The 25726-nt window shown below is 58.3% G+C and carries 27 protein-coding genes; 24 read left to right on the forward strand and 3 right to left on the reverse strand.

All coding sequences use genetic code 11. The annotated features are described in order from the left end of the window. The first annotated feature begins 142 nt into the window (after nt 1-142). The 8 genes from smrA (at nt 143) to D0851_RS19755 (ending at nt 5001) form a co-directional block, all read left to right on the forward strand. Nucleotides 143-724 carry a DNA endonuclease SmrA gene (gene smrA, locus D0851_RS19720; protein ID WP_117620486.1) on the forward strand — a complete coding sequence of 194 codons (582 nt, stop codon included), beginning with the start codon at nt 143-145 and terminating at the stop codon, nt 722-724. A gap of 62 nt (nt 725-786) precedes the next feature. After that, nucleotides 787-978, forward strand: coding sequence for a hypothetical protein (locus D0851_RS19725; RefSeq protein WP_117620144.1), 192 nt, complete (start codon nt 787-789; stop codon nt 976-978). A gap of 77 nt (nt 979-1055) precedes the next feature. After that, nucleotides 1056-1532, forward strand: coding sequence for a (2Fe-2S)-binding protein (locus D0851_RS19730; RefSeq protein WP_117620145.1), 477 nt, complete (start codon nt 1056-1058; stop codon nt 1530-1532). Nucleotide 1533: 1 nt separating this feature from the next. Further along, nucleotides 1534-1983, forward strand: a complete 450-nt coding sequence (locus tag D0851_RS20720; RefSeq protein ID WP_117620146.1) for an XdhC family protein — start codon at nt 1534-1536, stop codon at nt 1981-1983. 49 nt (nt 1984-2032) lie between these two features. Beyond that, nucleotides 2033-2659, forward strand: coding sequence for a methylthioribulose 1-phosphate dehydratase (locus D0851_RS19740; protein WP_117620147.1), 627 nt, complete (start codon nt 2033-2035; stop codon nt 2657-2659). After that, nucleotides 2656-3216 (forward strand): 1,2-dihydroxy-3-keto-5-methylthiopentene dioxygenase, encoded by a 561-nt coding sequence (locus D0851_RS19745; protein ID WP_117620148.1) that lies wholly within the window; start codon nt 2656-2658, stop codon nt 3214-3216. Before D0851_RS19740 ends, D0851_RS19745 begins: the two co-directional genes overlap by 4 nt. Then, nucleotides 3213-3905 (forward strand): acireductone synthase, encoded by a 693-nt coding sequence (gene mtnC, locus D0851_RS19750; RefSeq protein ID WP_117620149.1) that lies wholly within the window; start codon nt 3213-3215, stop codon nt 3903-3905. The genes D0851_RS19745 and mtnC overlap by 4 nt, the downstream gene beginning before the upstream one ends. A gap of 40 nt (nt 3906-3945) precedes the next feature. Beyond that, nucleotides 3946-5001 (forward strand): DUF3080 domain-containing protein, encoded by a 1056-nt coding sequence (locus D0851_RS19755; protein WP_117620150.1) that lies wholly within the window; start codon nt 3946-3948, stop codon nt 4999-5001. A 6-nt stretch (nt 5002-5007) separates the two neighbouring features. On the opposite strand, the gene D0851_RS19760 is transcribed toward D0851_RS19755, so the two are convergent. The 3 genes from D0851_RS19760 to arsC form a co-directional block, all read right to left on the reverse strand. Beyond that, a complete protein-coding gene (locus D0851_RS19760; protein ID WP_117620151.1) occupies nt 5008-6825 on the reverse strand; it encodes a GspE/PulE family protein in 1818 nt (605 codons plus the stop codon). 33 nt (nt 6826-6858) lie between these two features. Next, complete coding sequence (locus tag D0851_RS19765; protein ID WP_117620152.1) at nt 6859-7218, reverse strand: DUF2069 domain-containing protein; 360 nt, start codon at nt 7216-7218, stop codon at nt 6859-6861. Nucleotides 7219-7293: 75 nt separating this feature from the next. Further along, entirely contained in the window at nt 7294-7647 is a 354-nt protein-coding gene (gene arsC, locus D0851_RS19770; protein ID WP_117620153.1) for an arsenate reductase (glutaredoxin), read from the reverse strand. Between the two features lie 68 nt (nt 7648-7715). On the opposite strand from arsC, the gene D0851_RS19775 reads away from it, so the two are divergent. The 16 genes from D0851_RS19775 (at nt 7716) to rpoS (ending at nt 25628) form a co-directional block, all read left to right on the forward strand. Continuing rightward, nucleotides 7716-8183 carry a TlpA family protein disulfide reductase gene (locus D0851_RS19775; protein WP_117620154.1) on the forward strand — a complete coding sequence of 156 codons (468 nt, stop codon included), beginning with the start codon at nt 7716-7718 and terminating at the stop codon, nt 8181-8183. Nucleotides 8184-8229: 46 nt separating this feature from the next. Then, a complete protein-coding gene (gene dnaE / locus D0851_RS19780) occupies nt 8230-11712 on the forward strand; it encodes a DNA polymerase III subunit alpha (protein ID WP_117620155.1) in 3483 nt (1160 codons plus the stop codon). 141 nt (nt 11713-11853) lie between these two features. Next, nucleotides 11854-12807: an acetyl-CoA carboxylase carboxyl transferase subunit alpha gene (accA, locus tag D0851_RS19785; protein ID WP_117620156.1), complete on the forward strand. Its 954-nt coding sequence runs from the start codon at nt 11854-11856 to the stop codon at nt 12805-12807. Continuing rightward, complete coding sequence (gene tilS / locus D0851_RS19790) at nt 12791-14146, forward strand: tRNA lysidine(34) synthetase TilS (protein WP_117620157.1); 1356 nt, start codon at nt 12791-12793, stop codon at nt 14144-14146. The genes accA and tilS overlap by 17 nt, the downstream gene beginning before the upstream one ends. Nucleotides 14147-14233: 87 nt before the next feature. Beyond that, complete coding sequence (locus D0851_RS19795; protein WP_117620158.1) at nt 14234-15862, forward strand: CTP synthase; 1629 nt, start codon at nt 14234-14236, stop codon at nt 15860-15862. A 2-nt stretch (nt 15863-15864) separates the two neighbouring features. Beyond that, entirely contained in the window at nt 15865-16710 is an 846-nt protein-coding gene (gene kdsA, locus D0851_RS19800) for a 3-deoxy-8-phosphooctulonate synthase (protein WP_117620159.1), read from the forward strand. 179 nt (nt 16711-16889) lie between these two features. Continuing rightward, nucleotides 16890-18185 carry a phosphopyruvate hydratase gene (gene eno, locus D0851_RS19805; protein ID WP_117620160.1) on the forward strand — a complete coding sequence of 432 codons (1296 nt, stop codon included), beginning with the start codon at nt 16890-16892 and terminating at the stop codon, nt 18183-18185. Nucleotides 18186-18390: 205 nt separating this feature from the next. Beyond that, nucleotides 18391-18663 carry a septum formation initiator family protein gene (locus D0851_RS19810; protein ID WP_117620161.1) on the forward strand — a complete coding sequence of 91 codons (273 nt, stop codon included), beginning with the start codon at nt 18391-18393 and terminating at the stop codon, nt 18661-18663. A 6-nt stretch (nt 18664-18669) separates the two neighbouring features. After that, nucleotides 18670-19371, forward strand: a complete 702-nt coding sequence (ispD, locus tag D0851_RS19815) for a 2-C-methyl-D-erythritol 4-phosphate cytidylyltransferase (protein WP_117620162.1) — start codon at nt 18670-18672, stop codon at nt 19369-19371. Between the two features lie 25 nt (nt 19372-19396). Next, entirely contained in the window at nt 19397-19876 is a 480-nt protein-coding gene (gene ispF / locus D0851_RS19820) for a 2-C-methyl-D-erythritol 2,4-cyclodiphosphate synthase (RefSeq protein WP_117620163.1), read from the forward strand. After that, entirely contained in the window at nt 19873-20922 is a 1050-nt protein-coding gene (gene truD, locus D0851_RS19825) for a tRNA pseudouridine(13) synthase TruD (RefSeq protein WP_117620164.1), read from the forward strand. The genes ispF and truD overlap by 4 nt, the downstream gene beginning before the upstream one ends. 11 nt (nt 20923-20933) lie before the next feature. Next, on the forward strand, nt 20934-21692 hold the full coding sequence (surE, locus tag D0851_RS19830) for a 5'/3'-nucleotidase SurE (protein ID WP_117620165.1): 759 nt from the start codon (nt 20934-20936) through the stop codon (nt 21690-21692). Beyond that, nucleotides 21689-22345: a protein-L-isoaspartate(D-aspartate) O-methyltransferase gene (locus D0851_RS19835; RefSeq protein ID WP_117620166.1), complete on the forward strand. Its 657-nt coding sequence runs from the start codon at nt 21689-21691 to the stop codon at nt 22343-22345. The genes surE and D0851_RS19835 overlap by 4 nt, the downstream gene beginning before the upstream one ends. A 2-nt stretch (nt 22346-22347) precedes the next feature. Beyond that, on the forward strand, nt 22348-23331 hold the full coding sequence (locus D0851_RS19840) for a DUF368 domain-containing protein (RefSeq protein WP_117620167.1): 984 nt from the start codon (nt 22348-22350) through the stop codon (nt 23329-23331). Nucleotides 23332-23541: 210 nt separating this feature from the next. Continuing rightward, nucleotides 23542-24432 carry a peptidoglycan DD-metalloendopeptidase family protein gene (locus D0851_RS19845; RefSeq protein ID WP_117620487.1) on the forward strand — a complete coding sequence of 297 codons (891 nt, stop codon included), beginning with the start codon at nt 23542-23544 and terminating at the stop codon, nt 24430-24432. Between the two features lie 200 nt (nt 24433-24632). Further along, nucleotides 24633-25628 (forward strand): RNA polymerase sigma factor RpoS, encoded by a 996-nt coding sequence (gene rpoS, locus D0851_RS19850; protein WP_117620168.1) that lies wholly within the window; start codon nt 24633-24635, stop codon nt 25626-25628. Nucleotides 25629-25726 lie beyond the last annotated feature (98 nt).

Raw genomic sequence — 25726 nt, forward strand, 5'->3', positions numbered from 1 at the left:
TTCCGTAAGAAGTGTAGTTCAGTGAGTAAGGTCACCGCCCTACGATTTTCGTCGCAAACTGACTGACGCAAGTCAGTTTTCTTTAAGGGAAGGGGGGTGGGTGGTAAAGTTCCTGTCGAACCAGGTCATTAATTGTAATGTCATGACTACCAAAGACGAACGCCTCAGTTTTCTTGAGGAAATGAAAGATGTCCGGCGCATCCGAAAGCCCAACCGCGCCGAGGTATCGACACCCCGTGAACTGACGCCAGGGCATCTTGAGCGACAGCGGTCCGCCGTGGAAAGTCCGGTCCGGGACAAAAACCCCCTGACCTCGGACATAGTCGAACCTCTCACAGCCCACGACGTTCTGAGCTGGCGGCGTCCGGGCATACAACACGGGGTATTTCGCAAGCTGCGGCTGGGGCAATACCCCATTGAAGCCCGGCTCGATTTACACCGGATGACGGTGGAACAGGCCCGAAGAGAAGTGTTTACATTTGTCGGTGATTGCGTCCGTTATGGTCTGCGCTCTGTGATTATTCTCCATGGCAAGGGGGAGCGCAATCCTGATGGCATTGCACAATTGAAAAGTTACCTTGCCAAGTGGTTGCCCGAGCTGGCTGATGTCATGGCCTTCCATTCGGCCCAAAAACACCATGGTGGAACCGGAGCGGTTTATGTCATGGTGCGAAAAAGTGAACGGGACAAGCAGCACAATCGTGAAGTTCACGGAAGCCGTTAACGGCTCCAGCTTCTGAGGTCTTCAAATCTGGTCATTCAAACGGCCAAACGGAGGTTATCGTCGTGAAAAAAGCAATGTTGGTTGTATGTGCAGTACTGGCGCTTGCTGGCTGCAAGGATCGCGTAATCTGGAACGACAACGGCAAGGTGGAAGAGGCAACCACGGACCGGGAGGTCTGGGATTCCAATGATCAGATGGAAACCGGAGAGCGCAAGATCTGGGTTAACAAGGACGGAAAGGAGGTTATCAAGTAAGACCGGGTGAACTTCGACACCAATAAGAACGATAAATCCGGCGCACAGAACCGGAATGCCTACAGGAGAGAGTAGGAATGGCATTAAGGCTGACAGTCAACGGAGAGCAGCATTCGCTGGATGTGGAGGGGGATACACCCCTGTTGTGGGTAATCCGTGACGAGCTGGGGCTGAAAGGTACCAAGTTCGGCTGCGGTGCCGGACTTTGCGGCGCCTGCACGGTGCATCTGAACGGCCAGCCTGTCCGGTCCTGCTCGACGCCGGCTGAAATGGCGGCCGGTGGCCAGGTGCAGACCATCGAGGGGCTGGGTGGTGGCGATCAGCTTCATGCCCTGCAGCAGGCCTGGATTGAGCAGGGCGTTCCGCAATGCGGTTACTGCCAGTCGGGCCAGATCATGAGTGCGGCACACTTGCTGGCCAACAACCCGGCTCCCTCGCGGGACGATATTGTTGCCGCGATGACAGGCAACCTGTGCCGTTGCGGAACTTACTCCCGGATTATTGCGGCGGTGGAATCCGTTGCCACCGGTTCATCCAACAGTCAGGAGGTATGACATGGCGATGAATCGACGGGATTTTCTCAAGGTCGGCGCTGGTGCCTCCGGCAGTCTGGTGGTTTCCCTGGCTTTGCCGGGCTGTGCCGGAATCCAGACAGGTTATCAGCCAGAAGCCGGTGAGTGGCGGCCGGATGCCTGGCTGGAACTGACCGAAAACGATGAGGTGTTCTTCACCCTGGCCCATGACCCCCGGATTGACGATATGGGGCTGCTGGCGGCGTTGCAGTCGAAAGCATTTTACATCGGTGCCATGGGCTCCCGAAAGACCTCGGAAGCACGGCGTGAACGACTGAGTTCGCTGGGCCTGGAAGACGCGGTACTCGACCGCTTGCGCGCCCCCATTGGCGTCGATATTCCCAGCAAGACGCCTGCGGAAATTGCAATCTCCGTGGTCGCGGACCTGATCGTGGCCCGACACCATTTGCGGGCCGCCCCTCCATCCCTATAATGTCGGCAAATGAACGTGTCAAAGACATCTGAACCCCGGGAGAGAATCCGTGTTTGATGTAACCCGATACGCCAGGGCGGCCGACTCGATTGTCGAAGCTGGGAGCTTCCTTTACCAGCGAGGCTGGTCGCCGGCGACCAGCAGCAATTACTCTGCGCGCATTGACGGCGAGCATATTGCCATAACCGTATCTGGTCGTCACAAGGGGCAACTGGGTGCTGGCGATGTTATGGTGGTGGATCTGGCGGGCCGTCCGGTTCAGAGCAACTGCCGATCTTCGGCCGAAACCCGGTTGCACACCATATTGTACGAAGTTTTCCCGGAAGTCGGCGCGGTGCTTCATACCCACTCGGTCAAGGCGACAGTCCTGAGCCGGCTGCTGACACCGGGGCAGCCGCTGGAGCTGGAAGGCTATGAGCTTCAGAAAGCCTTTGCCGGCGTTGAAACCCACGAATCGGTATTAACCATTCCGGTCTTCGACAACACCCAGGATATTGATGCTCTGGCGCAGGAGACCGGGGACTGGTTCCGGGGCCATCCGGATCAGCCCGGTTACCTGATTCGGGGCCACGGTCTCTACACCTGGGGCAACACCATGGCCGACTGCCTGCGCCACGCCGAAGCCTTTGAATTCCTGTTTGAATGTGAACTTGAAACCATGAGGATGCGCCCATGACGACCTTGAGTGTTTTTGATCAAAGCCAGCCAGAAACGGCCCGCACGGTCACCGAAAACCCCGCCGAGATCCGCGAACTGCTCGCCCGGCATGGTGTTCGCTTCGAACAGTGGCCCACCCGGGATCTGCCAGCGGACGCGTCCCAGGAGGAGGTCCTGGAAGCATACGGCGATGAAGTAGCGAAGCTGAAGGCGGAATGCGGGTTCCAGGCTGCTGATGTGGTGAGCCTGAACCCCGACAATCCCCAGAAAGAGGCGCTCCGGAAAAAGTTTCTGGACGAGCACACCCACAGAGAGGATGAGGTTCGTTTTTTCGTGCGGGGCCAGGCTCTGTTCTACCTGCACTTCGGCAACGAGGTGTTCGCCGTGCTGTGCCAGAAGAATGATCTGATCAGCGTGCCGGATGGCACACGGCACTGGTTCGATATGGGGCCGGAGCCGGAATTCACCTGCATCCGCCTGTTCACCAACCCCGAAGGATGGGCTGCCGATTTCACCGGCGAGGACATCGCCGCCCGGTTGCCGCACTACGAGGCGCTGGCAGGAGCGGCGGGGTGATCCGGGTCGTGCTTACGGACATCGAAGGCACCACCAGTTCCATTTCCTTTGTCCACGATGTCCTGTTTCCGTATGCCAGTGAGCATCTGCCGGGCTTCGTTCGTGCCCGGTGCCAGGATAATCCGGCGGTTGCAGGGCAACTGGATGCTGTAGCGGAAAAATCCGGTGTAGCGCGCGATGATGTTGATGGACTTATCGAGGTCCTGCAGGGCTGGATTCGCGAGGACCGCAAGGAAACCGCGCTCAAGGCGTTGCAGGGTATGGTCTGGGAGCAGGGGTACCAGCAGGGAGAGCTTAAGGGACATATCTATGCCGACGCGGCCGAATACCTGCAGCGCTGGCACGATCGGGGCCTGCGTTTGTTCGTATATTCCTCCGGGTCGGTCAAGGCCCAGAAGCTGATTTTCGGCTTTACCACGGAGGGCGACTTCACGCCGTTCTTCTCCGGCTATTTCGATACCCGTATCGGGGGCAAGAAAGAGGCGGATTCCTACCGCAATATCCTGTCGGAGTTGGGCGTTGAGGCGGGCACGGTGTTGTTCCTGTCCGATGTTGAGGCCGAGCTTGAGGCAGCCGAACAGGCAGGCATGCAAACCGCCTGGCTTGTTCGCGAGGGAGATCTGCCGGAAACCGGACGTTTTGTGGCCCGTGATTTTGCGGAGGTCGATACCCTGCTGCAAAAGCGGTAAGGCCACAGCTCTGTCACGCCAGCGCAGGAGGACGGACCCAATGCCCGGAACCGGATTTTTCAGAATTGTCACTCCGGTCCTTGCGTTGCTTCTTGCAGGTTGCAATCCCTTCTCAGATGCCCGCCCCATGATGGATGAATACGTGGAGCGGGTCGCCCGCGTCCTGGAAACCGACCCTCAACTCTCTGACATCGGTTCTGCCAGCCAGCTTCCCCGTCGCCGGGATCGTGTGCTGACCATGCCGGAACTGGACATGGGGGTGCTGGATTTTCTCTCCCTGTATGGTTGTGAGCTGCAGTACGTTGTGGGTGAGAAAAACTCGGTGATGGGGCGGGTGATGCAACCCCTGAACCGCCTGCGTTATGAAATCCGGTTTATCGAGGCGGCCAGGGACTGTCTTCCCGGGATCGAGGATGAGGACTTCTCGGAGGAGCTTGGCGAGGCCATCAAGAGCAAGCTCGAATCCCTGCCCATTGCCATCTGGAACGCCACCTGGGGTGTGGAAGAGGTCGAAAAGCTGTTTACCCTGGCCAAGGGCTATTATCCGGTCGCGGCGGACGGCAATCCCGTCTCCGATCTGGCCCTTGATATCGACAGCCTGAACGCAGCGGTTGCCAGGTTGCGCGCAGAGGACCTGGCCGTTTCCCTGGATTTTGCCGGCGATGTTCATCAGCGCTGGCAGGCCGAGTACCGGGTCGGCCAACTGATCAACAGCGCGCTCCTGCTGACAGCGCGATTGCAGGATGGTACCGAATTACTGAAGCAGCGAATTGAAGGACGGCCCCTGTGCCTCAACGGCCAGTCCAATAATCAGTCGGATATCGTGCAGAATACGTTTTTCAGCGTGTACATCGAAAAGATCCAGCCGTACATGAGTGCGGTCAGGCAGGGGCGGACTGAGCTTATTGAGCCGTTTGAGCGGCTGGCCGAGCTTCAGGCGGATATCATGCCGGACAGCTTCGCTGGCTGGTATGAGCGGCATCTTTCGCAGGATGCCGAGACCAGTCTCTGGCGGAAACTCGACGTGGCCATGATGGACCACACCGGAGCCTGGCAGGATTTACTCGGCCAATGTGGCTTGCGTCCCGGCACCTGATCCGTTTCAGCGCTGGCTTTCCGGCGTTACCCTCAGGATTTCCTCGACCGTGGTCTGGCCCGCGGCCACCTTCTGGGCACCACTCAGGCGCAGGGACTTCATGCCTTCCTTGTAGGCGTCCAGCCTGAGCGGTTCCAGCTCGCAATGATCGGTGATCTGCCGGAGCAACGGGCCCGAAAGGGTCATGATCTCATAAACCCCGGCGCGGCCCAGGTAACCGGTGTTCCGGCATTCCAGGCAGCCTACGGGCTGATAGAACTGCTTCGGAACTGGTGCCTTCCAGGGCCGGGTCAGTGTCTGCCAGGCCTGTTCATCGGCGGGGCCGGGCGACTTGCAGTGGGGGCACAGGGTTCGGGCAAGGCGTTGCGCCATCACGCCCAGCACCGTGGCCCGGATCAGATACGGCGGAATGCCCAGTTCCATCATCCGGGTAATAGCACTGGGGGCGTCGTTGGTGTGCAGGGTGGAAAGCACCAGATGGCCGGTGAGTGCAGCCTGCACCGCCATTTCAGCGGTTTGCAGATCACGGATCTCGCCGATCATGATGATATCCGGGTCCTGCCGAAGCAGTGCCCGAACACCGGCCGCGAAGGTCAGGTCTATGGTGGTCTGAACCTGCATCTGGTTGAACGCCGGTTCCACCATTTCGATGGGGTCTTCGATGGTGCAGACATTGAGCTCGGGCAAGGCGATCTGTTTCAGAGTTGAATACAGGGTTGTGGTCTTGCCGGAACCGGTTGGCCCGGTCACCAGAACAATGCCGTGGGGCCGGGAGGTAATTTCCTGCCAGCGCTGGCGGTCTTCCTTGCTGAATCCCAGTTGCTCATAGGATTTCAGCAGTACATCCGGATCAAAGATCCGCATGACCATCTTCTCGCCGAACGCGGTCGGCATGGTAGCCAGGCGAAGCTCGACCTCGCTGTTATCCGGTTTGCGGGTCTTGATCCGTCCGTCCTGGGGCCGGCGTTTCTCCGCCACATTCAGGCGCCCAAGAATCTTCAGGCGGCTGGTGACCGCTACTCCGACGTGTTCCGGGAATTCATAAACGTTATGAAGCACGCCGTCGATCCGGAACCGAACCTGAGTGACGGACCTCCGGGGCTCAATGTGAATGTCCGAAGCGCGCTGGTCGAAGGCGTATTGCAGCAGCCAGTCAACAATCTTGACCACATGCTGGTCGTTGGCATCCGGGTGTTCGCTGGCGCCCAGATCCAGAAGCTGTTCGAAGTTCTGGTTACCGGCAACACCAGTGGCCTTGCCACCACTGGCTTTGCTGACGGAACTGGCAAGCTGATAGAACTCAACGGTGTAACGGCGGATATCTACGGGATTGGCAGCCACGCGCCGGATGTCCTTGCGAACGGCTTGCTGCAGGTTCTGCACCCAGTCGCTCTTGAAGGGTTCTGCGCTGGCGATCAGCACTTCCTCCCGGCCAATCTCCACCGCCAGGATGCCGTGGCGCTGGGCAAAGGCGTAGGACATCACCCGGGCAATCGCCGGGGTATCAATCTTCAGCGGATCGATGTGGTAATAGGGCTGCCCGGCCCAGTCGGCCAGCCACTGGGTAAGCCGGTCCAGATCCAGGGTGCGACCGCTTGTTTCGCTGGTCAGGGAGGCAATAGCCACCAGTTCAAGCGGATGGCGCTTGGCGGCCTGCCCGCTGCCGGTTGTCGCGCCAAGGTTTGCCGATAATACGCGCTCGGCGTCTTCCTGGCTGACTTCGCCACTGCTCACCAGAGCGGTACAGACATCTCGCAGGGTCAGGGTGCTTCGGGGCGGCGCGGGTGGCCGCTGCACGGTTTCGGAGGTGTCTGTTTCAGCCATAAGCGGTCAGATCCAGGTATCGATAAGTGTGTTTCAGTTCGTCACCGGCCGGTTCACTTTAAGGTGAATCATGGCAACAGTGAACAGCAGGAAGGTCAGTATCGTCAGAATGACCGGTCCGGGGGCGCCTTCGCTGAGCCAGGCCGAAACGACCGCCTGGGTGAAATAGAAGATCACCACGAACGCCATCCAGATATAGCCCCGGTTGTTGGCCCGGACTACCGGTACGGCGAAGGCCAGCAGCGGAATCAGCTTCACCGACAGCATCAGTGGAATCGACACGCCCTCCACCGGCGCCGGATAGAAGGTGGTGATCAATAGTGTGGCCAGCACGCCGATGTAAAGGGCAATGGTTGCCCGGGCAGTGTAACGGGCCTTGGGGTTGTTCAGCATAGTATGATTCCGGCATAGAAAAGTGGTTGAGAAGTTACGTTCCGGGCCAAAGCCTGTATCAGTCCGCGGTCTGGCTCAGAGAATGGAAAGTACGTTTTCCGGTGGCCTGCCAAGGGCCGCTTTGCCGTTTGCGAGCACAATTGGTCGCTCGATCAATTTTGGAGTGGCAGCCATGGCGGCGATTAATTGTTCACGGCTAAGGTCGGGATTATCGAGGCCCTGCTCCTTATACTCTTTTTCCCTGGTGCGCATGAGATCACGGGGATCCAGATTCAGTGCAGCAAGAATATCCTCGAGCTGCTGCTCTGTCGGTGGCGTTTCAAGGTAGCGTATAATCTCCGGTTCAATACCCCGTTCGGTAAGCAGTTCAAGGGTTTGGCGGGATTTTGAGCAGCGAGGGTTGTGGAAAATCCGGGTTGGTTCTGTCATCTTCGTGCCTGGTTGTCTGAATGGATACCACGATTTCCGTGGCCGGTAGTCTAACAGGAGGTTTTCCAGTGCAGTACCCTGATTCGTTGCGTGTTCGCCCGCGGCTTGCCTCTGCCGGCTTTTTGCTGATGGTGATCGCACTGGCGGGCTGCCAGAAAACTGAACTGGAGCGGGCCGGCGGTACAAAACTGAACTGGGACACCTTGCGTGGCCAGTGGGTGCTGGTGAACTACTGGGCGGAATGGTGCAAGCCATGTCTGGAAGAAATTCCCGAGTTGAACGAGCTGGACAAGGCACCTGATATCACTGTTCTCGGCGTTAACTTTGATGGCATACGGGGCGAGGCGCTGGTGGAGCTGGGTGGTCGGATGGGTATCGATTTCACCATGCTTGCGGACGATCCGGGCCCCGGGTTTGGCTGGAAGTTACCCCTGGCTCTGCCGGCTACATTTATCGTTAACCCGGACGGCGATCTGGTTGAAACCCGCTTTGGCCCGCAGACTGAAGAAGACATCCGGGCGCTGATTGGCGGCTGAAGACCGTTGCCCTAACCGAATTTTACAGCAGGAATAACCTGACATTATGTCGCAGACTTTTGTACACCTCCGTGTCCATTCCGAGTACTCCATGGTGGATGGCCTGGTACGGGTTAAGCCGCTGATCAACCGTGTTGCTGAGCTGGGCATGCCCGCGGTGGGGCTGACCGAACAGTCCAACATGTGCTCGCTGGTGCGTTTCTACAAGGCAGCCATGGGGGCGGGCGTAAAGCCCATTATCGGCGCCGATATCTGGCTTGAAAACCCGGATGAGCCCGATAATCCGTTCCGGGTGACACTGCTGGCCCGGGATAACGACGGCTACCTGAATCTGACCGAGATCATTTCCCTGGGTTACACCGAAGGCCAGCGCTTCGGAAAACCGATCATACAGCGCAAATGGCTTGAGGCCCGCCCGAAGGGCCTGATTGCGCTCTCCGGCAGCAAAATGGGGGATGTCGGTAAGGCGCTTCTGGCAGGCAAACCGGAACTGGCCAGTGAGCGCGCCCGTTACTGGATGGAGCTGTACCCGGAAAGCTATTACCTGGAATTGCAGCGCACCGGCCGCCCGGGGGACGAAGACTGCCTGCACCTGAGTGTCGAGCTGGCCCAGGCATTGGCCCTGCCGGTGGTGGCCACCAACGATGTCCACTTCCTGGATGCGGATGATTTCGAGGCCCACGAAGCCCGGGTGTGCATCGGCGAGAGCCGTACCCTGGATGACCCCCGTCGTGACCGTCGCTTCAGTGACCAGCAGTACCTGCGCAGCGCCGGGGAAATGATCGAGCTGTTCAGCGACATCCCGGAAGCGATCGAGAACACGGTGGAGATCGCCCGCCGCTGTTCGGTCAAGGTCCGCATGGGTGAATACTTCCTGCCGAACTACCCGATTCCGGACGGGATGACCATAGACGAATACTTCCGCAAGGTATCGGAAGAAGGCCTGGAAGAACGACTTGCCAAAACCCTGAGCAAAGACGACCCGGAATACGATGCCAAGCGCGAGGCCTACTACACACGCCTGAATTTCGAGCTGGACATCATCATCCAGATGGGATTCCCGGGCTACTTCCTGATCGTTATGGACTTTATCAAGTGGGCCAAGAACAACGGCGTGCCGGTCGGTCCGGGTCGGGGCTCCGGTGCCGGCTCCCTGGTCGCCTATGCCCAGCTGATCACCGACCTGGACCCCCTGGAATACGACCTGCTGTTCGAGCGGTTCCTGAACCCGGAGCGGGTTTCCATGCCCGATTTCGACGTCGATTTCTGTATGGAAGGGCGGGACCGGGTGATTGCCTATGTGGCCGAGAAATACGGCCGGGAGGCGGTCTCCCAGATCATCACCTTCGGTACCATGGCAGCCAAAGCGGTGGTGCGTGACGTTGCCCGGGTGCAGGGCAAATCCTACGGCCTGGCAGACAAACTCTCCAAGATGATTCCCTTTGAGCCGGGAATGACCCTCGAGAAGGCCCTGATTCAGGAGCCCCAGCTCAAGGACTTTTTGGATCAGGACGAAGAGGCCCAGGAAATCTGGGAAATGGCCCTGAAGCTGGAAGGGGTCTGCCGCAACGCCGGCAAGCACGCTGGCGGTGTGGTTATTGCCCCCACCAAGATCACCGATTTCTCGCCCCTGTACTGCGACGACGAGGGCGGCAGCCTGGTCACCCAGTTCGATAAAGGCGATGTTGAAGACGCCGGCCTCGTAAAGTTCGACTTCCTCGGGCTGCGGACGCTGACGATCATCGACTGGGCTCTGAAGATGATCAATCCTCGCCGGGAAAAGCGGGGATTGCCGGCACTGGATATCAACGAGATTCCCCTGGCGGATGCGCCCTCGTTCGACATGCTGAAAAAAGCGGAAACCACGGCGGTGTTCCAACTGGAATCCCGGGGTATGAAAGACCTGATCCGGCGCCTCCAGCCGGATTCCCTGGAAGACATGATCGCCCTGGTGGCCCTGTTCCGCCCCGGGCCGCTGCAATCCGGCATGGTGGACGACTTTATCGACCGGAAGCATGGTCGGCAGCCCATGTCGTTCCCGCACCCGGATTATCAGTACGAGGGTCTGAAACCTGTCCTGGAGCCTACCTACGGGGTCATCCTGTACCAGGAGCAGGTCATGCAGATCGCCCAGGTGATGGCGGGCTACACGCTTGGTAACGCTGACATGCTGCGCCGGGCCATGGGCAAGAAAAAGCCCGAGGAAATGGCGAAACAGAAGCAGTTTTTTCTGGACGGTTGTGAAAAGAATGGCATCAACAAGACCCTGGCAGAAAACATTTTCGACCTGGTGGAAAAGTTTGCCGGTTACGGTTTCAACAAATCGCACTCGGCCGCCTATGCCCTGGTGTCCTACCAGACCCTGTGGCTGAAGGCCCATTACCCGGCGGAGTTCATGGCCGCAGTGCTTACCGCGGATATGCAGAATACCGACAAGGTGGTCACCCTGGTCGAAGAATGCCGGACTATGAAGCTGGATCTGCTGGTGCCGGATGTCAGTCGCTCTGAATATACCTTCACGGTTAACGATGAGGGCCAGATCGTCTATGGTCTCGGCGCCATCAAGGGGTTGGGTGAGGGGCCGATCCAGAGCATTGTGGAAGGGCGCGGAGAAGGCGGGCCGTACCAGGATATTTTTGATTTCTGCCGGCGGGTCGACCTGAAAAAAGTCAACAAGCGGGCCATGGAGGCCCTGATCCGCTCCGGTGCCATGGACAAACTCGGTGCTGGCCGGGCCCAGTTGATGGCGAGCATCGAAAAGGCCGTGCAACAGGCCGACCAGCAATCCCGCAACGAATCTGTCGGCATGATGGACATGTTCGGCGAAATGCTGGAGGCCGGTGACGGCGGCGATCCGTACGAAGATGTCGCCGGGATTCGAGAGTGGCCTGAAAAGCAGAGGCTCAAGGGGGAGAAGGATACCCTGGGGCTTTACCTGACCGGCCATCCGTTCGATGAATATGAGAAAGAGGTACGGCGGTTCGTGCGGTCATCCATTGCCGACCTGAAACCCAACAAATCGCCCCAGCGGGTTGCCGGGCTCGTGGTGGCCCAGCGCACCATGAAAACCCGCACCGGGTCCACCATGTGTTTTATAACACTGGATGACCGGAGTGCCCGGATTGAGGCGACCCTGTTCTCGGAAGCGTTTTTCGAGAATCGGGAGCTGCTGCAATCCGATCAGGTGATTGTGGTGGAGGGGCAGGTGAGCCACGATGACTACTCCGGTCAGATGAAGATGCGGGTGAGTTCGGTGATGGATGTCGCCACAGCGCGCCAGCAGTTCAGTCGCGGACTGAAGCTGAATCTCCATGCCGATCAGCTGCGGAATGGTCTGCTTGAAAAACTGGACAGCACCTTGCGGCCCTTCCGCTGCGAAGGCAGCCCGGTGTGGATTGAGTACAGCAGTCCTGAGGCTTCAACCCGGATCGAGCTGGGTGAGTCCTGGCGGGTCCAGCCCGACGATAACCTGTTGCTGGAGCTCCGGTATCTCGTAGGCGACCAGTCGGTAGAACTGGTCTATGATTAAGTAAGCCCGAAAATTAAAACTTTGTCAGATTGCGGACTCATACCAAGGTCCGCTTTAGCCCTTGGCCGGGCGCTGCTATCTTTGTTTCAAATTCTGGTTTGGCGGAGCGTTGTCCCGCCTGGCAAAAAATGATGGAACATCATGAACCCTAATTATCTGGATTTCGAACAGCCAATTGCCGACCTGGAAGCCAAGATTGAAGAGCTTCGTATGGTCGGCAACGACACCGACATCAACATCTCCGACGAAATTACCCGGCTGAAGAAAAAGAGCGTCAGCCTGACGGAGAGTATTTTCTCCGACCTTCAGCCCTGGGATGTTTCCCGTCTTGCCCGGCATCCGCGCAGGCCCTATACCCTCGATTACATCGAATCGATTTTCGAGGATTTCGACGAACTGCACGGTGACCGCCGCTATGCCGACGATCTTGCCATTGTGGGCGGTACTGCCCGGCTGGATGACAAGCCGGTGATGGTCATCGGTCACCAGAAGGGCCGGGAAGTGCGTGACAAGGTCAAGCGCAACTTCGGCATGCCACGTCCAGAGGGGTATCGCAAGGCCCTGCGCCTGATGGAAATGGCCGAGCGGTTCAGGATGCCGATCCTGACCTTTATCGATACGCCGGGTGCCTACCCGGGCATCGGTGCCGAGGAGCGGGGCCAGAGTGAGGCCATCGCTTTCAATCTGGCGGTGATGTCGCGGCTGAAAACACCCATTATTTCCACGGTGATTGGTGAAGGTGGTTCTGGTGGCGCACTGGCCATCGGTGTCTGCGACCAGCTGAACATGCTTCAGTATTCCACCTACGCGGTTATTTCCCCGGAAGGCTGCGCCTCTATACTCTGGAAGAGCGCCGAATATGCCGCTCAGGCGGCAGAGGCGATGGGGGTTACCGCAGACCGGCTGAAAGAGCTCGGGTTGGCGGATAATGTTATCCGGGAGCCTTTGGGGGGTGCGCATCGCAACCCCGAGAAAATGGCGGAATCTCTCAAGGAAGTTCTCGCAAAAGGTGTCGCAGAACTCAGCCGCCTGCCCCTGGATGAGCTGGTAGCCCGCCGCTATGAGCGGCTGACCCGCTATGACACCGGGCGCTGAGCCCGGATCCGGATTCCGCTGGCCGGAGGCCTTGAGTGCCCCGGTCAGAGAACTCTCCGACTTTTCCCGCCTTTGGGTTGCCCTGAGTGGTGGCCTGGATTCGACCCTGTTGCTGCATCTTGCCGTCCATTGCCATGGCCCTGCAGGAACCGTTAACGCTGTCCATATCAATCACCAGTTGCAGCCGAACGCGTCGGAAACCGAGGCGTTCTGTCGGGCGCTGTGCGCCGTCTTGGAAGTGCCGCTGGTGGTTGAGCGGGTGTCGGTTGTTTCCGGTGATGATCGCGGAGGTTCCGGTGGCATTGAGGAAGCGGCTCGCACGGCCCGGTATGGGGTGCTTGAGGAGCTCATGCGGCCAGGGGACATTCTGTTGATGGCCCATCATGGTGACGATCAGGCTGAAACCGTTTTGTTCAGGATGCTCAGGGGAAGTGGTGTGGCGGGGCTGGCGGGTATGCCGGCCAGTCGCGCCCTGGGCGCCGGGCGTCTGGTTCGGCCATTGCTACACCTGGAGCGGTCAGAGCTTGAGCACTGGGCACAGGCGGCCGGACTATCCTGGATCAACGATCCCAGCAATACCAACGAGCGTTTCGACCGGAATTTTCTCCGGCACAGGGTGCTGCCGCTCGTGCGGTCCCGCTGGCCGGGGCTGAACCGCAGGCTTTGCCACACCGCCGACGCCTGCGCCGAGAGCGAAACCCTGAACCGGAAACTTGCCGCGTTGCAGTGGAAGTCTCTCGGTGGTGAGTGGGACCGCTTGCCGACAACCGGCCTGAAGGCACTCTCGCTGGCAGAGCAGAAGAACCTGATTCGCTGGTGGGTCCGGGAGCGCGGGTTTCAGCCGCCCTCGGTCGCAGACTGGCAGCAGAGCCTGCATGATCTGCTTTTTGCAGGCGAGGACCGGGAGCCGGAATTGAGGGCTGAAGGCTTCAGCCTTCGACGGTTTCAGGGTGGTTTGTATCTGGTTCCAGAGAAAGCGCCATTGCCGGAAACGCCGGTGGCCCTCGAACCCGGTCCGGCCCGGCGTTGGGGCGAATGGTCCCTGAAGCTGGAGCCGGTCTCTACCCCGGAAAGCCTGCCACCGCCAATACGGATATTTACGAGGCAGGGCGGGGAGCGCGTTCGTTTTCACCCTGATGGCCGGTCCAGATCGCTCAAGAAATGGCTTCAGGAGCTTAGGGTGCCACCCTGGGAGAGACCCCGCCTGCCGCTGGTTTTTGCAGGCTCCGAGGGCGTTGGGGAACTCATCGCCATTGGCGATTTGTGGTGCTCTGAACAATACTCGGGAGGCGCCCATGCCGCCGCTTGGCGGCTGGTTGTTGAACGGGAATGTGATTGAGTCAGTGGGGCCTTTCTGGTAGTCTGGCGTCCCATCTTGAGATGACAATCTCCCTCCTTCACCGAACCAGACAATCATGGAATCTGCATGACGCGTTATATTTTCGTCACCGGCGGTGTCGTGTCCTCCCTGGGGAAAGGTATCGCATCAGCTTCTCTGGCTGCGATCCTCGAGGCACGCGGCTTGAAAGTCACTATTCTCAAGCTGGACCCGTACATCAACGTGGACCCCGGCACCATGAGCCCGTTCCAGCACGGTGAGGTTTTTGTCACCGAGGATGGCGCGGAAACAGACCTCGACCTGGGCCACTACGAGCGCTTCATCCGTACTCCGATGAGTCGTCGTAACAACTTTACTACCGGCCGTGTCTACGAAGAAGTTATTCGTAAGGAACGCCGCGGTGATTATCTCGGCGGTACCGTTCAGGTGATTCCTCACATCACTGATGAAATCAAGCGTCGTGTTGTGGAAGGCGCGGCCGGTGCCGATGTCGCCTTGATCGAAATCGGTGGCACCGTGGGTGACATCGAATCCCTGCCGTTCCTTGAAGCCTGCCGTCAGTTGAAGGTGGAAGTCGGGCCCCAGCGCGCGATCTTCATGCACCTGACCCTGGTGCCTTACATCGCCACCGCAGGCGAGATCAAGACCAAGCCGACCCAGCACTCCGTCAAGGAAATGCGCTCTATCGGTCTGCAGCCGGACATTCTGCTGTGTCGTTCCGAGCATGAGGTAGATGCAAGCTCCCGCCGCAAGATCGCCCTGTTCACCAACGTTGAAGAGCGGGCCGTTATTCCTCTCCAGGATGCCAGGTCCATCTATGCCATTCCGCGCATGCTTTATGAGCATGGCCTGGATCAACTGGTTATCGAGCGCTTCGGTCTGGACGCCCGGCCTGCGGATCTGAGCGAGTGGGACAACGTTGTTGAATCGTTGATGAACCCGGAGCAGGAAGTGACCATTGCCATGGTTGGCAAATACATGGAGCTTCTGGACGCCTACAAGTCCCTGATCGAATCCCTGCTGCACGCGGGCATCAAGACCCGCACCAAGGTCAATATCAACTACATCGATTCCGAGGATATTGAGCGTGACGGCACCGGGGCCCTGGCCAGTGCCGACGCCATTCTGGTGCCCGGTGGTTTCGGTGAACGCGGTGTGGAAGGCAAGATCCGCACGGTTCAGTACGCCCGCGAGAACAAGGTTCCGTATCTGGGCATCTGTCTGGGTATGCAGGTAGCGGTTATTGAATACGCCCGTAATGTGGCCGGCCTGAAGGACGCCCACAGTACCGAGTTCCGCGAGCACACCCCCGAACCGGTGGTCGGCCTGATTACCGAATGGCTGGACGCCACCGGTGAGCGTGAGGAGCGGACTGAAGAATCGGACCTTGGCGGCACCATGCGGCTGGGGGCCCAGGACTGTGTGCTGAGCGATAATTCAACCATTGCCAGTTGTTATGGCAAGAAAACGATCCGCGAGCGCCACCGTCATCGTTATGAGGTGAACAACCATTTCCTGGCGAGGCTGGAAGAAGCTGGCCTGAAAATCGCGGGTCGCTCAACCGATGGCCGGTTGGTGGAAGTGGTCGAGGCGCCGGATCATCCCTGGTTTGTGGCCTGTCAGTTCCACCCGGAATTCACCTCCACGCCCCGCGACGGCCACCCGCTGTTCAAGGGTTTTGTTGAGGCAGCGCTGGCCAACAAGAAAGGATCCTGAGTATGGCGCAGAGTACCGTAAACGTTTCCGGAATCGAGGTCGCCAACGACAGGCCGTTTGTACTGTTCGGCGGCATGAATGTCCTCGAGTCGCCGGAACTGGCCATGGAAGTGGCGCAGGCTTATGTTGAGGCCACCGGCAAGCTCGGTATTCCGTACGTGTTCAAGGCGTCTTTTGACAAGGCCAACCGGTCGTCTGTGAACTCCTTCCGGGGCCCCGGCCTTGAGAAGGGGCTGCAGATACTGGCGGACATTAAGAGCAAATTCGGTGTTCCCATCATCTCTGACGTCCACGAGCCGGCACAGGCGGCTCCGGCTGCTGAAGTCTGTGACATTATCCAATTGCCGGCGTTCCTGAGTCGCCAGACTGACCTTGTGGTCGCGATGGCCAGAACCGGCGCGGTGATTAACATCAAGAAGGCTCAGTTCCTGGCGCCTCAGGAAATGAAGCACATCATCACCAAGTGCGAGGAAGCCGGCAACGACAAGGTGATCCTGTGTGAGCGGGGCAGCAGCTTCGGTTACAACAATCTGGTCGTCGATATGCTCGGCTTCGGTATTATGAAATCGATGAACGTGCCGGTGATGTTCGACGTGACTCATTCGCTGCAAATGCCAGGTGGACGATCCGATTCTGCCGGTGGCCGCAGGGCACAGGTCACCGATCTCGCGCTGGCGGGCATGTCTCAGGGTTTGGCTGGTTTGTTCCTGGAGGCCCACCCGGACCCGGATCAGGCCAAGTGCGATGGTCCCTGCGCCCTTCGCCTCAGCCAGTTGGAGCCTTTCCTGCAGCGGGTGAAAGCAGTAGATGATCTGGTAAAAAGTTTTAAACCTATCGACACCGCCTGACTGGCGGTGTTGGCGTTTATACGGACTATGGGAGTGAGCGGGAACGGCCCTGCGAAAATGTAGAGGGCCAAGGATGGCCCGAAACAAGCGCACATGGATGTGCTTGTAGCGGTTTTCGCAGGGCCGTTCCCGCTCGCTCTGACTCCCAAATTTGAACACAAACTTGGAGACAGAGAAGAATGACCAAGATTGCCAACATCAAAGGCCGTGAGGTTCTGGATTCCCGCGGTAACCCCACTGTCGAAGCAGACGTTATCCTCGAAGACGGCACTGTGGGCACTGCCTGCGCGCCGTCCGGTGCCTCCACCGGTTCCCGGGAAGCGCTGGAGCTGCGTGATGGCGATAAATCCCGTTACCTTGGCAAGGGTGTCCTGAAGGCGGTTGAGGCTGTAAACACCAAAATTCGTGATGCCCTTATCGGCAAAGATGCGGCCGATCAGCGTGCTCTGGACAACATCATGCTGGAGCTGGATGGCACCGAGAACAAGGCCAACCTGGGCGCCAACGCAATTCTGGCGGTTTCCCTGGCGGCGGCCAAAGCGGCGGCGATCTCTCTGGGCAAGCCGTTGTACGCGCACATTGCCGACATCAACGGTACGTCTGGCAAGTTTTCCATGCCGGTGCCGATGATGAACATCCTGAACGGTGGTGAGCACGCGGATAACAACGTTGATATCCAGGAGTTCATGGTGCAGCCGGTGTCTGCCAAAAGCTTCTCCGAGGCCCTGCGTGTTGGTGCGGAAATTTTTCACAGCCTGAAGAAAGTACTCAAGGCCCAGGGCCTGAACACTGCAGTTGGTGACGAGGGCGGTTTTGCCCCGAACCTGCCCTCCAACGAAGCGGCGCTGGCGGTGATTCAGGAAGCGGTTGAGAAGGCCGGTTACAAGCTGGGAACCGATGTGACTCTGGCTCTGGACTGTGCGTCTTCCGAATTCTACAAGGGCGGCCAGTATCAGCTTTCCGGTGAGGGCAAGAGCTTCGATTCCGAGGGCTTTGCCGATTACCTCGCCGGTCTGTGTGAGCGTTACCCGATCGTGTCTATTGAAGACGGCATGGACGAGAGCGACTGGGGCGGCTGGAAGGTTCTGACTGACAAGCTGGGTAGCAAGGTTCAGCTGGTCGGTGACGATCTGTTCGTAACGAACACCAAGATCCTGAAGCAGGGTATCGACAGGGGAGTTGGCAACTCCATCCTGATCAAGTTCAACCAGATCGGCAGTCTGAGCGAAACCCTGGATGCCATCAAAATGGCCCAGGATGCCGGCTTTACGGCAGTGATCTCGCACCGCTCCGGTGAAACCGAGGACACCACCATTGCCGATCTGGCTGTGGCGACCTGTGCAGGCCAGATCAAGACCGGCTCCCTGTGTCGTTCGGATCGGGTTGCCAAGTACAACCAGCTGCTGCGCATTGAAGAAGCCCTGGACGGCAAGGCGCCGTATCGCGGTCTGAGCGAGATCAAGGGGCAGGGCTGATCGACGGATTTGACCGGTTCTGGCAAAGTGTCAGGCCGGTCGTCAGCAGAAAACTGTTAAGGCCATCGTGTTCCGGGCGAAAGTTTGGATGCGATGGCCTTTTTGTACAGGCAGTTAGAAGAATTTGTTGCTAATCTACTCTAAGGTCTATACTCAACGTCCGGCGTTGTTATTCTGACTGATTAATTTTTGAACGGTATCGGCAATGAAGTTGCTCTGGACCCTAATGGTGGTTGCGATTCTCCTGCTCCAGGTGCGCCTGTGGGTCGGGGAAGGCAGCTTTGCGCAGGTGTGGGCACTCGAGCAGTCCATTGCTGAGCAACGTAAAGAAAATGCCGAACTGGCTACCCGCAATGAACGTCTCTATGCCGAGGTCAGGAATTTGCGCAACGAGCAGGGCGCCGTCGAAGAACGGGCCAGGATGAACCTTGGCCTGATCAGGGAAGACGAGACCTTTTTCCTCGTTGTCGAAAACTGATTGTCTATGACCGCTCCGAGACTTTGGCTGATTGTTCCTGCCGCAGGCATTGGCCAGCGTATGCAGGCCGGGCAACCGAAACAGTATCTTCGGATCGATCAACGTTTCATTCTCGATATCACCCTGTCCCGACTGATGGATTCCGCGCCTTTTTCCGGCTGCATGGTGCCACTGCATCCCGCCGATCACTGGTGGCCGGATACAGAGGCCAGCCGCGATAGTCGTATCCAGACCTGTACTGGCGGCTCTGAGCGCGCCTGTTCGGTTTTGTCGGCACTGCATGCTATGGCGGAGCAGGTAGCGGATGATGACTGGATTCTGGTTCACGACGCCGCCAGGCCATGCCTTCACACCCGGGATCTGTCCAATCTCATTGAGCGGCTCTACGACCATCCTGTTGGTGGCCTCCTCGCTTCGCCGGTGGCAGATACTCTCAAGAGAGCCGATACCGGCGAGCTCCACGAAGTCGCCGAGACCGTCGACCGTTCGGACCTGTGGCGGGCCCTTACGCCCCAAATGTTCCGCTACCGGTTGCTGGTTGATTCCCTGGAGGCCGCTCTCAGGGAGGAACTTCCGGTCACCGATGAGTCCTCTGCCATTGAGTTTTCCGGTAACATGCCGGTTCTGGTTGAGGGGCGGCCTGACAACCTTAAAATAACGGTACCTGCGGATCTGGCACTCGCAGGTTTTATCCTGAGCCGGTTCTGATTTCCCGAGTTTTCCGGAGCACATTATGCGTATTGGTCAGGGCTTCGATGTCCATGCCTTCTGTGAAGGCGACTCTGTCATTATCGGCGGTGTAAACATTCCGCATTCCCGGGGGCTGAAGGCCCACTCCGATGGCGACGTACTCTTGCATGCACTGGCTGATGCACTTCTGGGTGCCATGGCAGTTGGCGATATCGGCCATTTTTTTCCGGACACCAGTGACGAGTGGGCGGGGGCAGACAGTCGTGATCTGCTGCGCCGGGTAATGGCGCGTGTGCGTGATGAAGGGTTCAGTGTGATCAATGTTGATACCACGGTAATTGCCCAGGCCCCGAAAATGGCGCCTCATATCGATGCTATCCGCCTGAACATTGCGGAGGATCTGGGGGTTCCCGCCAGCCGTGTCAGCGTCAAGGCAACAACAACGGAAAAGCTTGGTTTCACCGGCCGTGGTGAGGGTATTGCCTGTCAGGCCATTTGCCTGCTTGAAGCGGTGGATTCGTGAGCCACTGGAGGCTTGACTGGCCAACCTCTGGTGGCGTGCGTTTGGCGCATGCCCAGCTCAAGGTGTCACCCGCGGATTTCTTCGTGGACGAGGTCCTGGACCTGGCTGGAGAGCTGACCGCTCCGGAGCCAACGGAGGTCAGGGGTCGCGGGGAGCACCTCTGCTTGAGGCTGGAGAAAGTCGGCGACAATACCGAGTTTGTCGCCCGTGAACTGGCGCACCTGACTCACTGCCGCAGCTTTGACGTGGGTTTTTGTGGTCTGAAGGATCGTCATGCGGTAACCCGTCAGTGGTTCAGCCTCTATCGTCCGGGCCGTGAGGCTGAGGACGCGGACCTGCTTCAAGAGGTTTCCTCCCGCTGGTCGGTGGTATCTTCCTTCCGGGATGCGCGGAAGTTGCGTCGCGGTGACCACTGGGGTAACCGTTTCGTGATTACCCTGAGGAATGTTTCCGGGGATCGGCAGGCGATAGAAAACGCCCTTCAGCGGCTGGCTACTGTCGGCGCTCCGAACTATTTCGGTCCCCAGCGGTTTGGAAGAGATGGCGCCAATCTGGACCGGGCTCTCCATACCGATCCGTCAGTGTTGAACCGGCGTAGCCGATCGGGTGGAAAAGGTCGCGGAGGTAAAAAGCGCGCTGGAAGCGAGGGCGCTAAAAACGTATTGTATTTTTCGGCGGCGCGCTCCTGGCTGTTCAATGAGGTGCTTGCCGCCCGCGTCCAGGATGGCAGCTGGGCTGAGGCTTCGGCAACCGGCCCGCTGTGGGGCGACGGCGGCACCACGGCCACGGGGCCGCTGGAGGCGCTGGAACGAGGTATTGTGTCGCAGACACCCGGGCTGGCGGATCTGTTCTCGGTCACCCGTATGAAACCCGAGCGCAGGCCCCTGGCGGCAAGGCCGGAAGATCTTGTCTGGCACTGGCAGGGTGACGACTGTCTGGAGTTGGCGTTTTTACTTTCTCCGGGGCAGTACGCCACGACGATTTTGAATGATATTTTCGAGCTTGAGGACATGAGCCTCGGCCGACATAACGAACAACAAGGCTAGCGGAGAACACTGTGCGTATTCTGTTGTCGAATGATGACGGCGTTCATTCACTGGGGCTGATTGCTCTGTACGAGGGGCTGAAGGGGCTTGGTGAGCTTGAGGTAGTGGCGCCTGACCGCGATCACAGCGGTGCCAGTAACGCGTTGACCCTGAACCGCCCGCTGACCGTGGAAGAACATCCCAACGGCTTTCGTTCCGTGGATGGAACGCCGACAGACTGTGTACACCTGGCGGTAAACGGTCTGTTCCGGCAACCGTTTGACCGCGTGGTTTCAGGCATCAATACCCACGCCAACCTTGGCGATGACATTATCTACTCAGGCACCGTAGCTGCGGCCACCGAAGGGCGCCACCTCGGACTGCCTGCCATTGCCGTTTCGCTGGTTAACAACGGTTATTTTCATTACGAGACGGCGGCCCGGGTTGTCCGGATGCTCCTTGAGAGCGAACGCCCCCTGGTCCTTGGACCGCGCTCCATTCTCAATGTGAATGTCCCGGATGTGCCCTGGGAGCAACTGGCCGGTATTCGTGTTACCAGGCTTGGTCATCGTGAACGGGCAGAAGGTGCGGTTCCGATGACCTGTCCCCGGGGCAGGGAGCGGTACTGGATCGGTGCCGCCGGGGCGGGCGGTGATGCCGGCCCCGGAACGGATTTCCACGCCATTCGTGAAGGCTACGTGTCGGTGACGCCGGTTCACATTGACATGACCCGCCATGAGGCACTGGTTCCGCTCAGGGAATGGCTGGGTACGCTGGAGGGCAGTGGATGACGGCTCAGCTCGAAGGCATCGGGATGACCTCCCGCCGTACCCGGATGCGGCTGGTTCAGCGCCTGAGGGAAGCGGGCATTGAATCAGACAAGGTTCTTGAGATTATGGGAGAGGTGCCCCGGCACATTTTTCTGGATGAAGCCCTGTCCCATCGGGCTTACGAAGACACATCGCTGCCGATTGGCTACGGGCAGACCCTTTCCCAGCCTTACATCGTGGCCCGGATGACCGAGCTGATGCTGGCTCACCGTCCCTCAAATGTGCTGGAGCTGGGTACTGGATCCGGTTACCAGACCGCTGTGCTCTCGCGCCTGTTTGCTGAGATCTACAGCGTTGAACGTATCAAACCGCTTCAGGACCGGGCCCGGGAGCGTTTGCGGCAGTTGCACGCCAGAAACGTATTTTTCAAGCACGCCGATGGCGGCATGGGCTGGCCGGAGCGTGGCCCTTTCGACGGTATTATCGTGACGGCGGCACCTATTGAGGTTCCCGGTGAGCTGCTTAGCCAGTTGGCGGACGGGGGTGTTCTGATTGCACCGGTCGGTGAGGAACGTCAGGTGCTGGTGGAAGTGACTCGTCGCGGCGCCCGTTTTGACCACAAGGAGCTCGAACCTGTCCGGTTTGTGCCTCTGCTCGGAGGAGTTGTCCGATAGTTATGAACAGTCCCGTATCGAATAGTGCCAGTCCCGAATCCGCGCGTAGCCATCGTCCAGCGGCGGTCTTTCTTCGCGGTATCGCCATGGGGGCCGCCGATATTGTGCCGGGTGTGTCCGGCGGTACCATTGCATTCATTACCGGTGTCTACTTCCGGTTGCTGGAAGCCATTAATGCCGTGCCCGTTGCAGTTTTCCGGCACCTGTTCCGGGGCAATTTTAGGGCGTTCTGGCACGCCTGCGACGGCACCTTTCTGGTATGCCTGCTGGCGGGCATTCTCATCAGTATTGCGACGCTGGCTTCAGCGATCAGTTATGTATTGGTGGAATACCCCATCCTCATCTGGAGCTTTTTCTTTGGTCTGATCGTTGCCTCGGTGTGGCATGTGGGCCGCCAGGTGCGACACTACAAAGTGGCACTGTTGGCACCGCTGTTGGCCGGTATTGTGGTTGCCTGGTGGATTACCACCTTGTCTGCGGGACAGGTTTCACCGTCTGGTCTGGCGTTCTTCGGTGCCGGGGCGCTCGCCATCTGTGCCATGATTCTTCCCGGTATTTCCGGCAGCTTTATTCTGGTCATTATCGGTATGTATGCGCCGGTCCTGGCGGCCATCAAGTCATTGGATATGGGCGTTTTGCTGCTGTTTATGGCGGGCTGTGTGGTCGGCCTGTTATCGATAGCGCGTCTGATTACCTGGGCGTTTCATCACTTTCATGATCTGGTGCTGGCTTTGCTGACAGGATTCATGGTCGGCGCCCTTAATAAGGTCTGGCCCTGGAAAGAAATACTCAGCTGGCGCACCAACAGTGCCGGTGAACAGGTGCCCCTTAATGAGGTAAGCATCTGGCCCTGGACATTCGCCGAACAGGCCGGGCAGGACCCTCAGATAGCACTGGCAGTGTTGATGGCGTTGGCCGGGTTCTGTCTTGTTTTGCTGGTTGAGTGGGTCGGTTTTCGCAGCCGGAGCGTCGCTCAGGCCGGGTAGCGGGGCGGCAAAACTGTGCGAAAGTGTTACCTGACGCACAAAATAAGTGTTTCGGCAGGTAACAGGGGTGGCCGGGTAGTAACTTGGATCCCATCGGGAAATGTGCAATATATTAGCAAGTTACTATTAAAATTTTAGAATTTGCTTCTACAGGCTGGGTGGTTTATACGGATTTTTCATAACTGGGTTATTTTTATTTCTGTGAGATTTTTGCCTGGGTTACTCAATGCCGATCTTCCGGCGTCCCCGCGGTTCCCGCCTGGTGCCTGTGAATCCTCTCGCCCCCTGAAAAAGACGCAGTACCGGTCCTTCCCACTGATTTCCCTCATTGCACTGCTGTTTCTTTCCGGCTGTAACACCCCGGCACTGTACCAGGATGATCTATATAACCCTCCGGTATACTGGGGCCGGCACGTTGTCAAACCGGGCGAAACCCTCTACAGCATAGCTTGGCGGTACGGGCGGGATTATCGTGAGCTTGGCAATGCCAACGGCATGGGTCCTCCCTGGAACCTGAAAGCCGGTCAGGTGCTGCGCCTTGATCTTCGCGGAACTGTAACCTCTGGCAGTCAGACTGGTTCAGCAAGCAGGCCTGCGGCGTCTGCCTCCAACACCCAAAGCCGGGTTTTAACGCCGAGACAGACAGCGGCTACCGCGCCAAAACCCTCGGTCACGAGGGCGCCTCGCAAGGATGCGCCGCTGGGGTCCCAGACCCAGACCGTCGCCCGCATTGAGTGGCGCTGGCCGCATGTTGGCACCGTAATTGCTAGATACTCAACATCCGGAAAAGTCAATAAAGGTATTGATATCGCCGGGCAAGCCGGGGATGCTGTTAGAGCCGCAGCCACGGGAAATGTGGTTTACGCCGGCAACGGGTTGCTTGGATACGGCAACCTGATTATTGTGAATCACAACGAGCACTATTTGAGTGCTTACGCTCATAACCGGAAGATTCTGGTGCAGGAAGGGGAGGATGTGAAAGCCGGGCAGGTGATTGCAGAGCTCGGTAGCAGTGGTGCTGAACGACCCATATTGCATTTTGAGATCCGAAAAAATGGCAATCCGGTCGATCCAGTCCATTATCTGCCACCGCGCCAGTGAACCGAGCAGTCAGCAGGCTGCCTGATCGCACTCCCCGGCACTGACAAATAAACCGCGTTCGCAAAAAAACAAAAACGGTAAAGGCCGTAACAGGCCGACCAACAAAATGTCCTGAAGAAAAAACATGAAGACGAAAACGTCCGCAATAACAAGAAGTATCGGGCGAACATCCAGGATTATTGAGAGGCGGGGCAAGACAAATGTCAGCAGAGCAAGAAGACATCATCATGGATCGTGTGTCAGATATTGATGACTCAGAAGATCAGCTGTTAGCTGAAGAAAAAGTCGACAAGGACGTGACCGAAGAGGTTGCGGCGGTCGAAGAGGATTTTCCCACCAAGGGGCGTTATTTCACCAGCCAGAAACAGCTGGACGCCACTCAGCTTTATCTCAACGAAATCGGTTTTTCACCCCTCCTGACTCCTGAAGAAGAAGTCTATTTTGCCCGCCTGGCGCGCAAGGGAGAGGAGTCTGGCCGCAAGCGGATGATCGAAAGTAACCTGCGTCTGGTGGTCAAGATCGCCCGCCGTTACGTGAACCGGGGCCTCACCCTGCTTGACCTGATTGAAGAGGGTAACCTGGGCCTGATCCGGGCCGTTGAAAAATTTGATCCGGAGCGTGGGTTCCGCTTCTCCACCTATGCAACCTGGTGGATTCGCCAGACCATTGAACGGGCGATCATGAACCAGACCCGTACTATTCGGCTGCCGATTCACGTGGTAAAGGAGCTGAACCTCTACTTGCGGGCCGGGAGGGAGCTGACCCAGAAACTGGACCATGAGCCATCGGCGGAAGAGATTGCGAAGATGGTGGACAAGCCGGTTTCGGACGTGAAACGAATGCTGGGCCTCAACGAGCGTGTCGCGTCCATGGATACGCCCATCGGCAGCGGTGGCGAGAAGTCTCTGCTGGACACAGTGGCGGATGAGGGCGCGTCTGATCCTGCCGATCTCCTGCAGGACAACAACATGTGTTCCTGTCTGGAAAAATGGATTGATCAGCTTAGCGACAAGCAGCAGGAAGTGCTTTCCCGTCGCTTTGGCCTGCGAGGCTACCCGGTGAGCACCCTGGAAGAGGTCGGGCAGGAAATCGGGCTGACTCGCGAGCGTGTTCGCCAGATCCAGGTTGAGGCGCTTCGCCGGCTCCGGGAAATCCTTGAGAAGGAAGGCTTGTCAGGGAACCTGCTGTTCAAATAAGCCCTTTCTGGCAGTTCGACCGCAAAAAGCCAATCAGGATACTCCTGGTTGGCTTTTGTGTTTCAGGATCGCTGCAAATGAGAACCAGGTTGCGCCTT

Source organism: Marinobacter sp. Arc7-DN-1, from assembly GCF_003441595.1.
Lineage (GTDB): Bacteria > Pseudomonadota > Gammaproteobacteria > Pseudomonadales > Oleiphilaceae > Marinobacter > Marinobacter metalliresistant.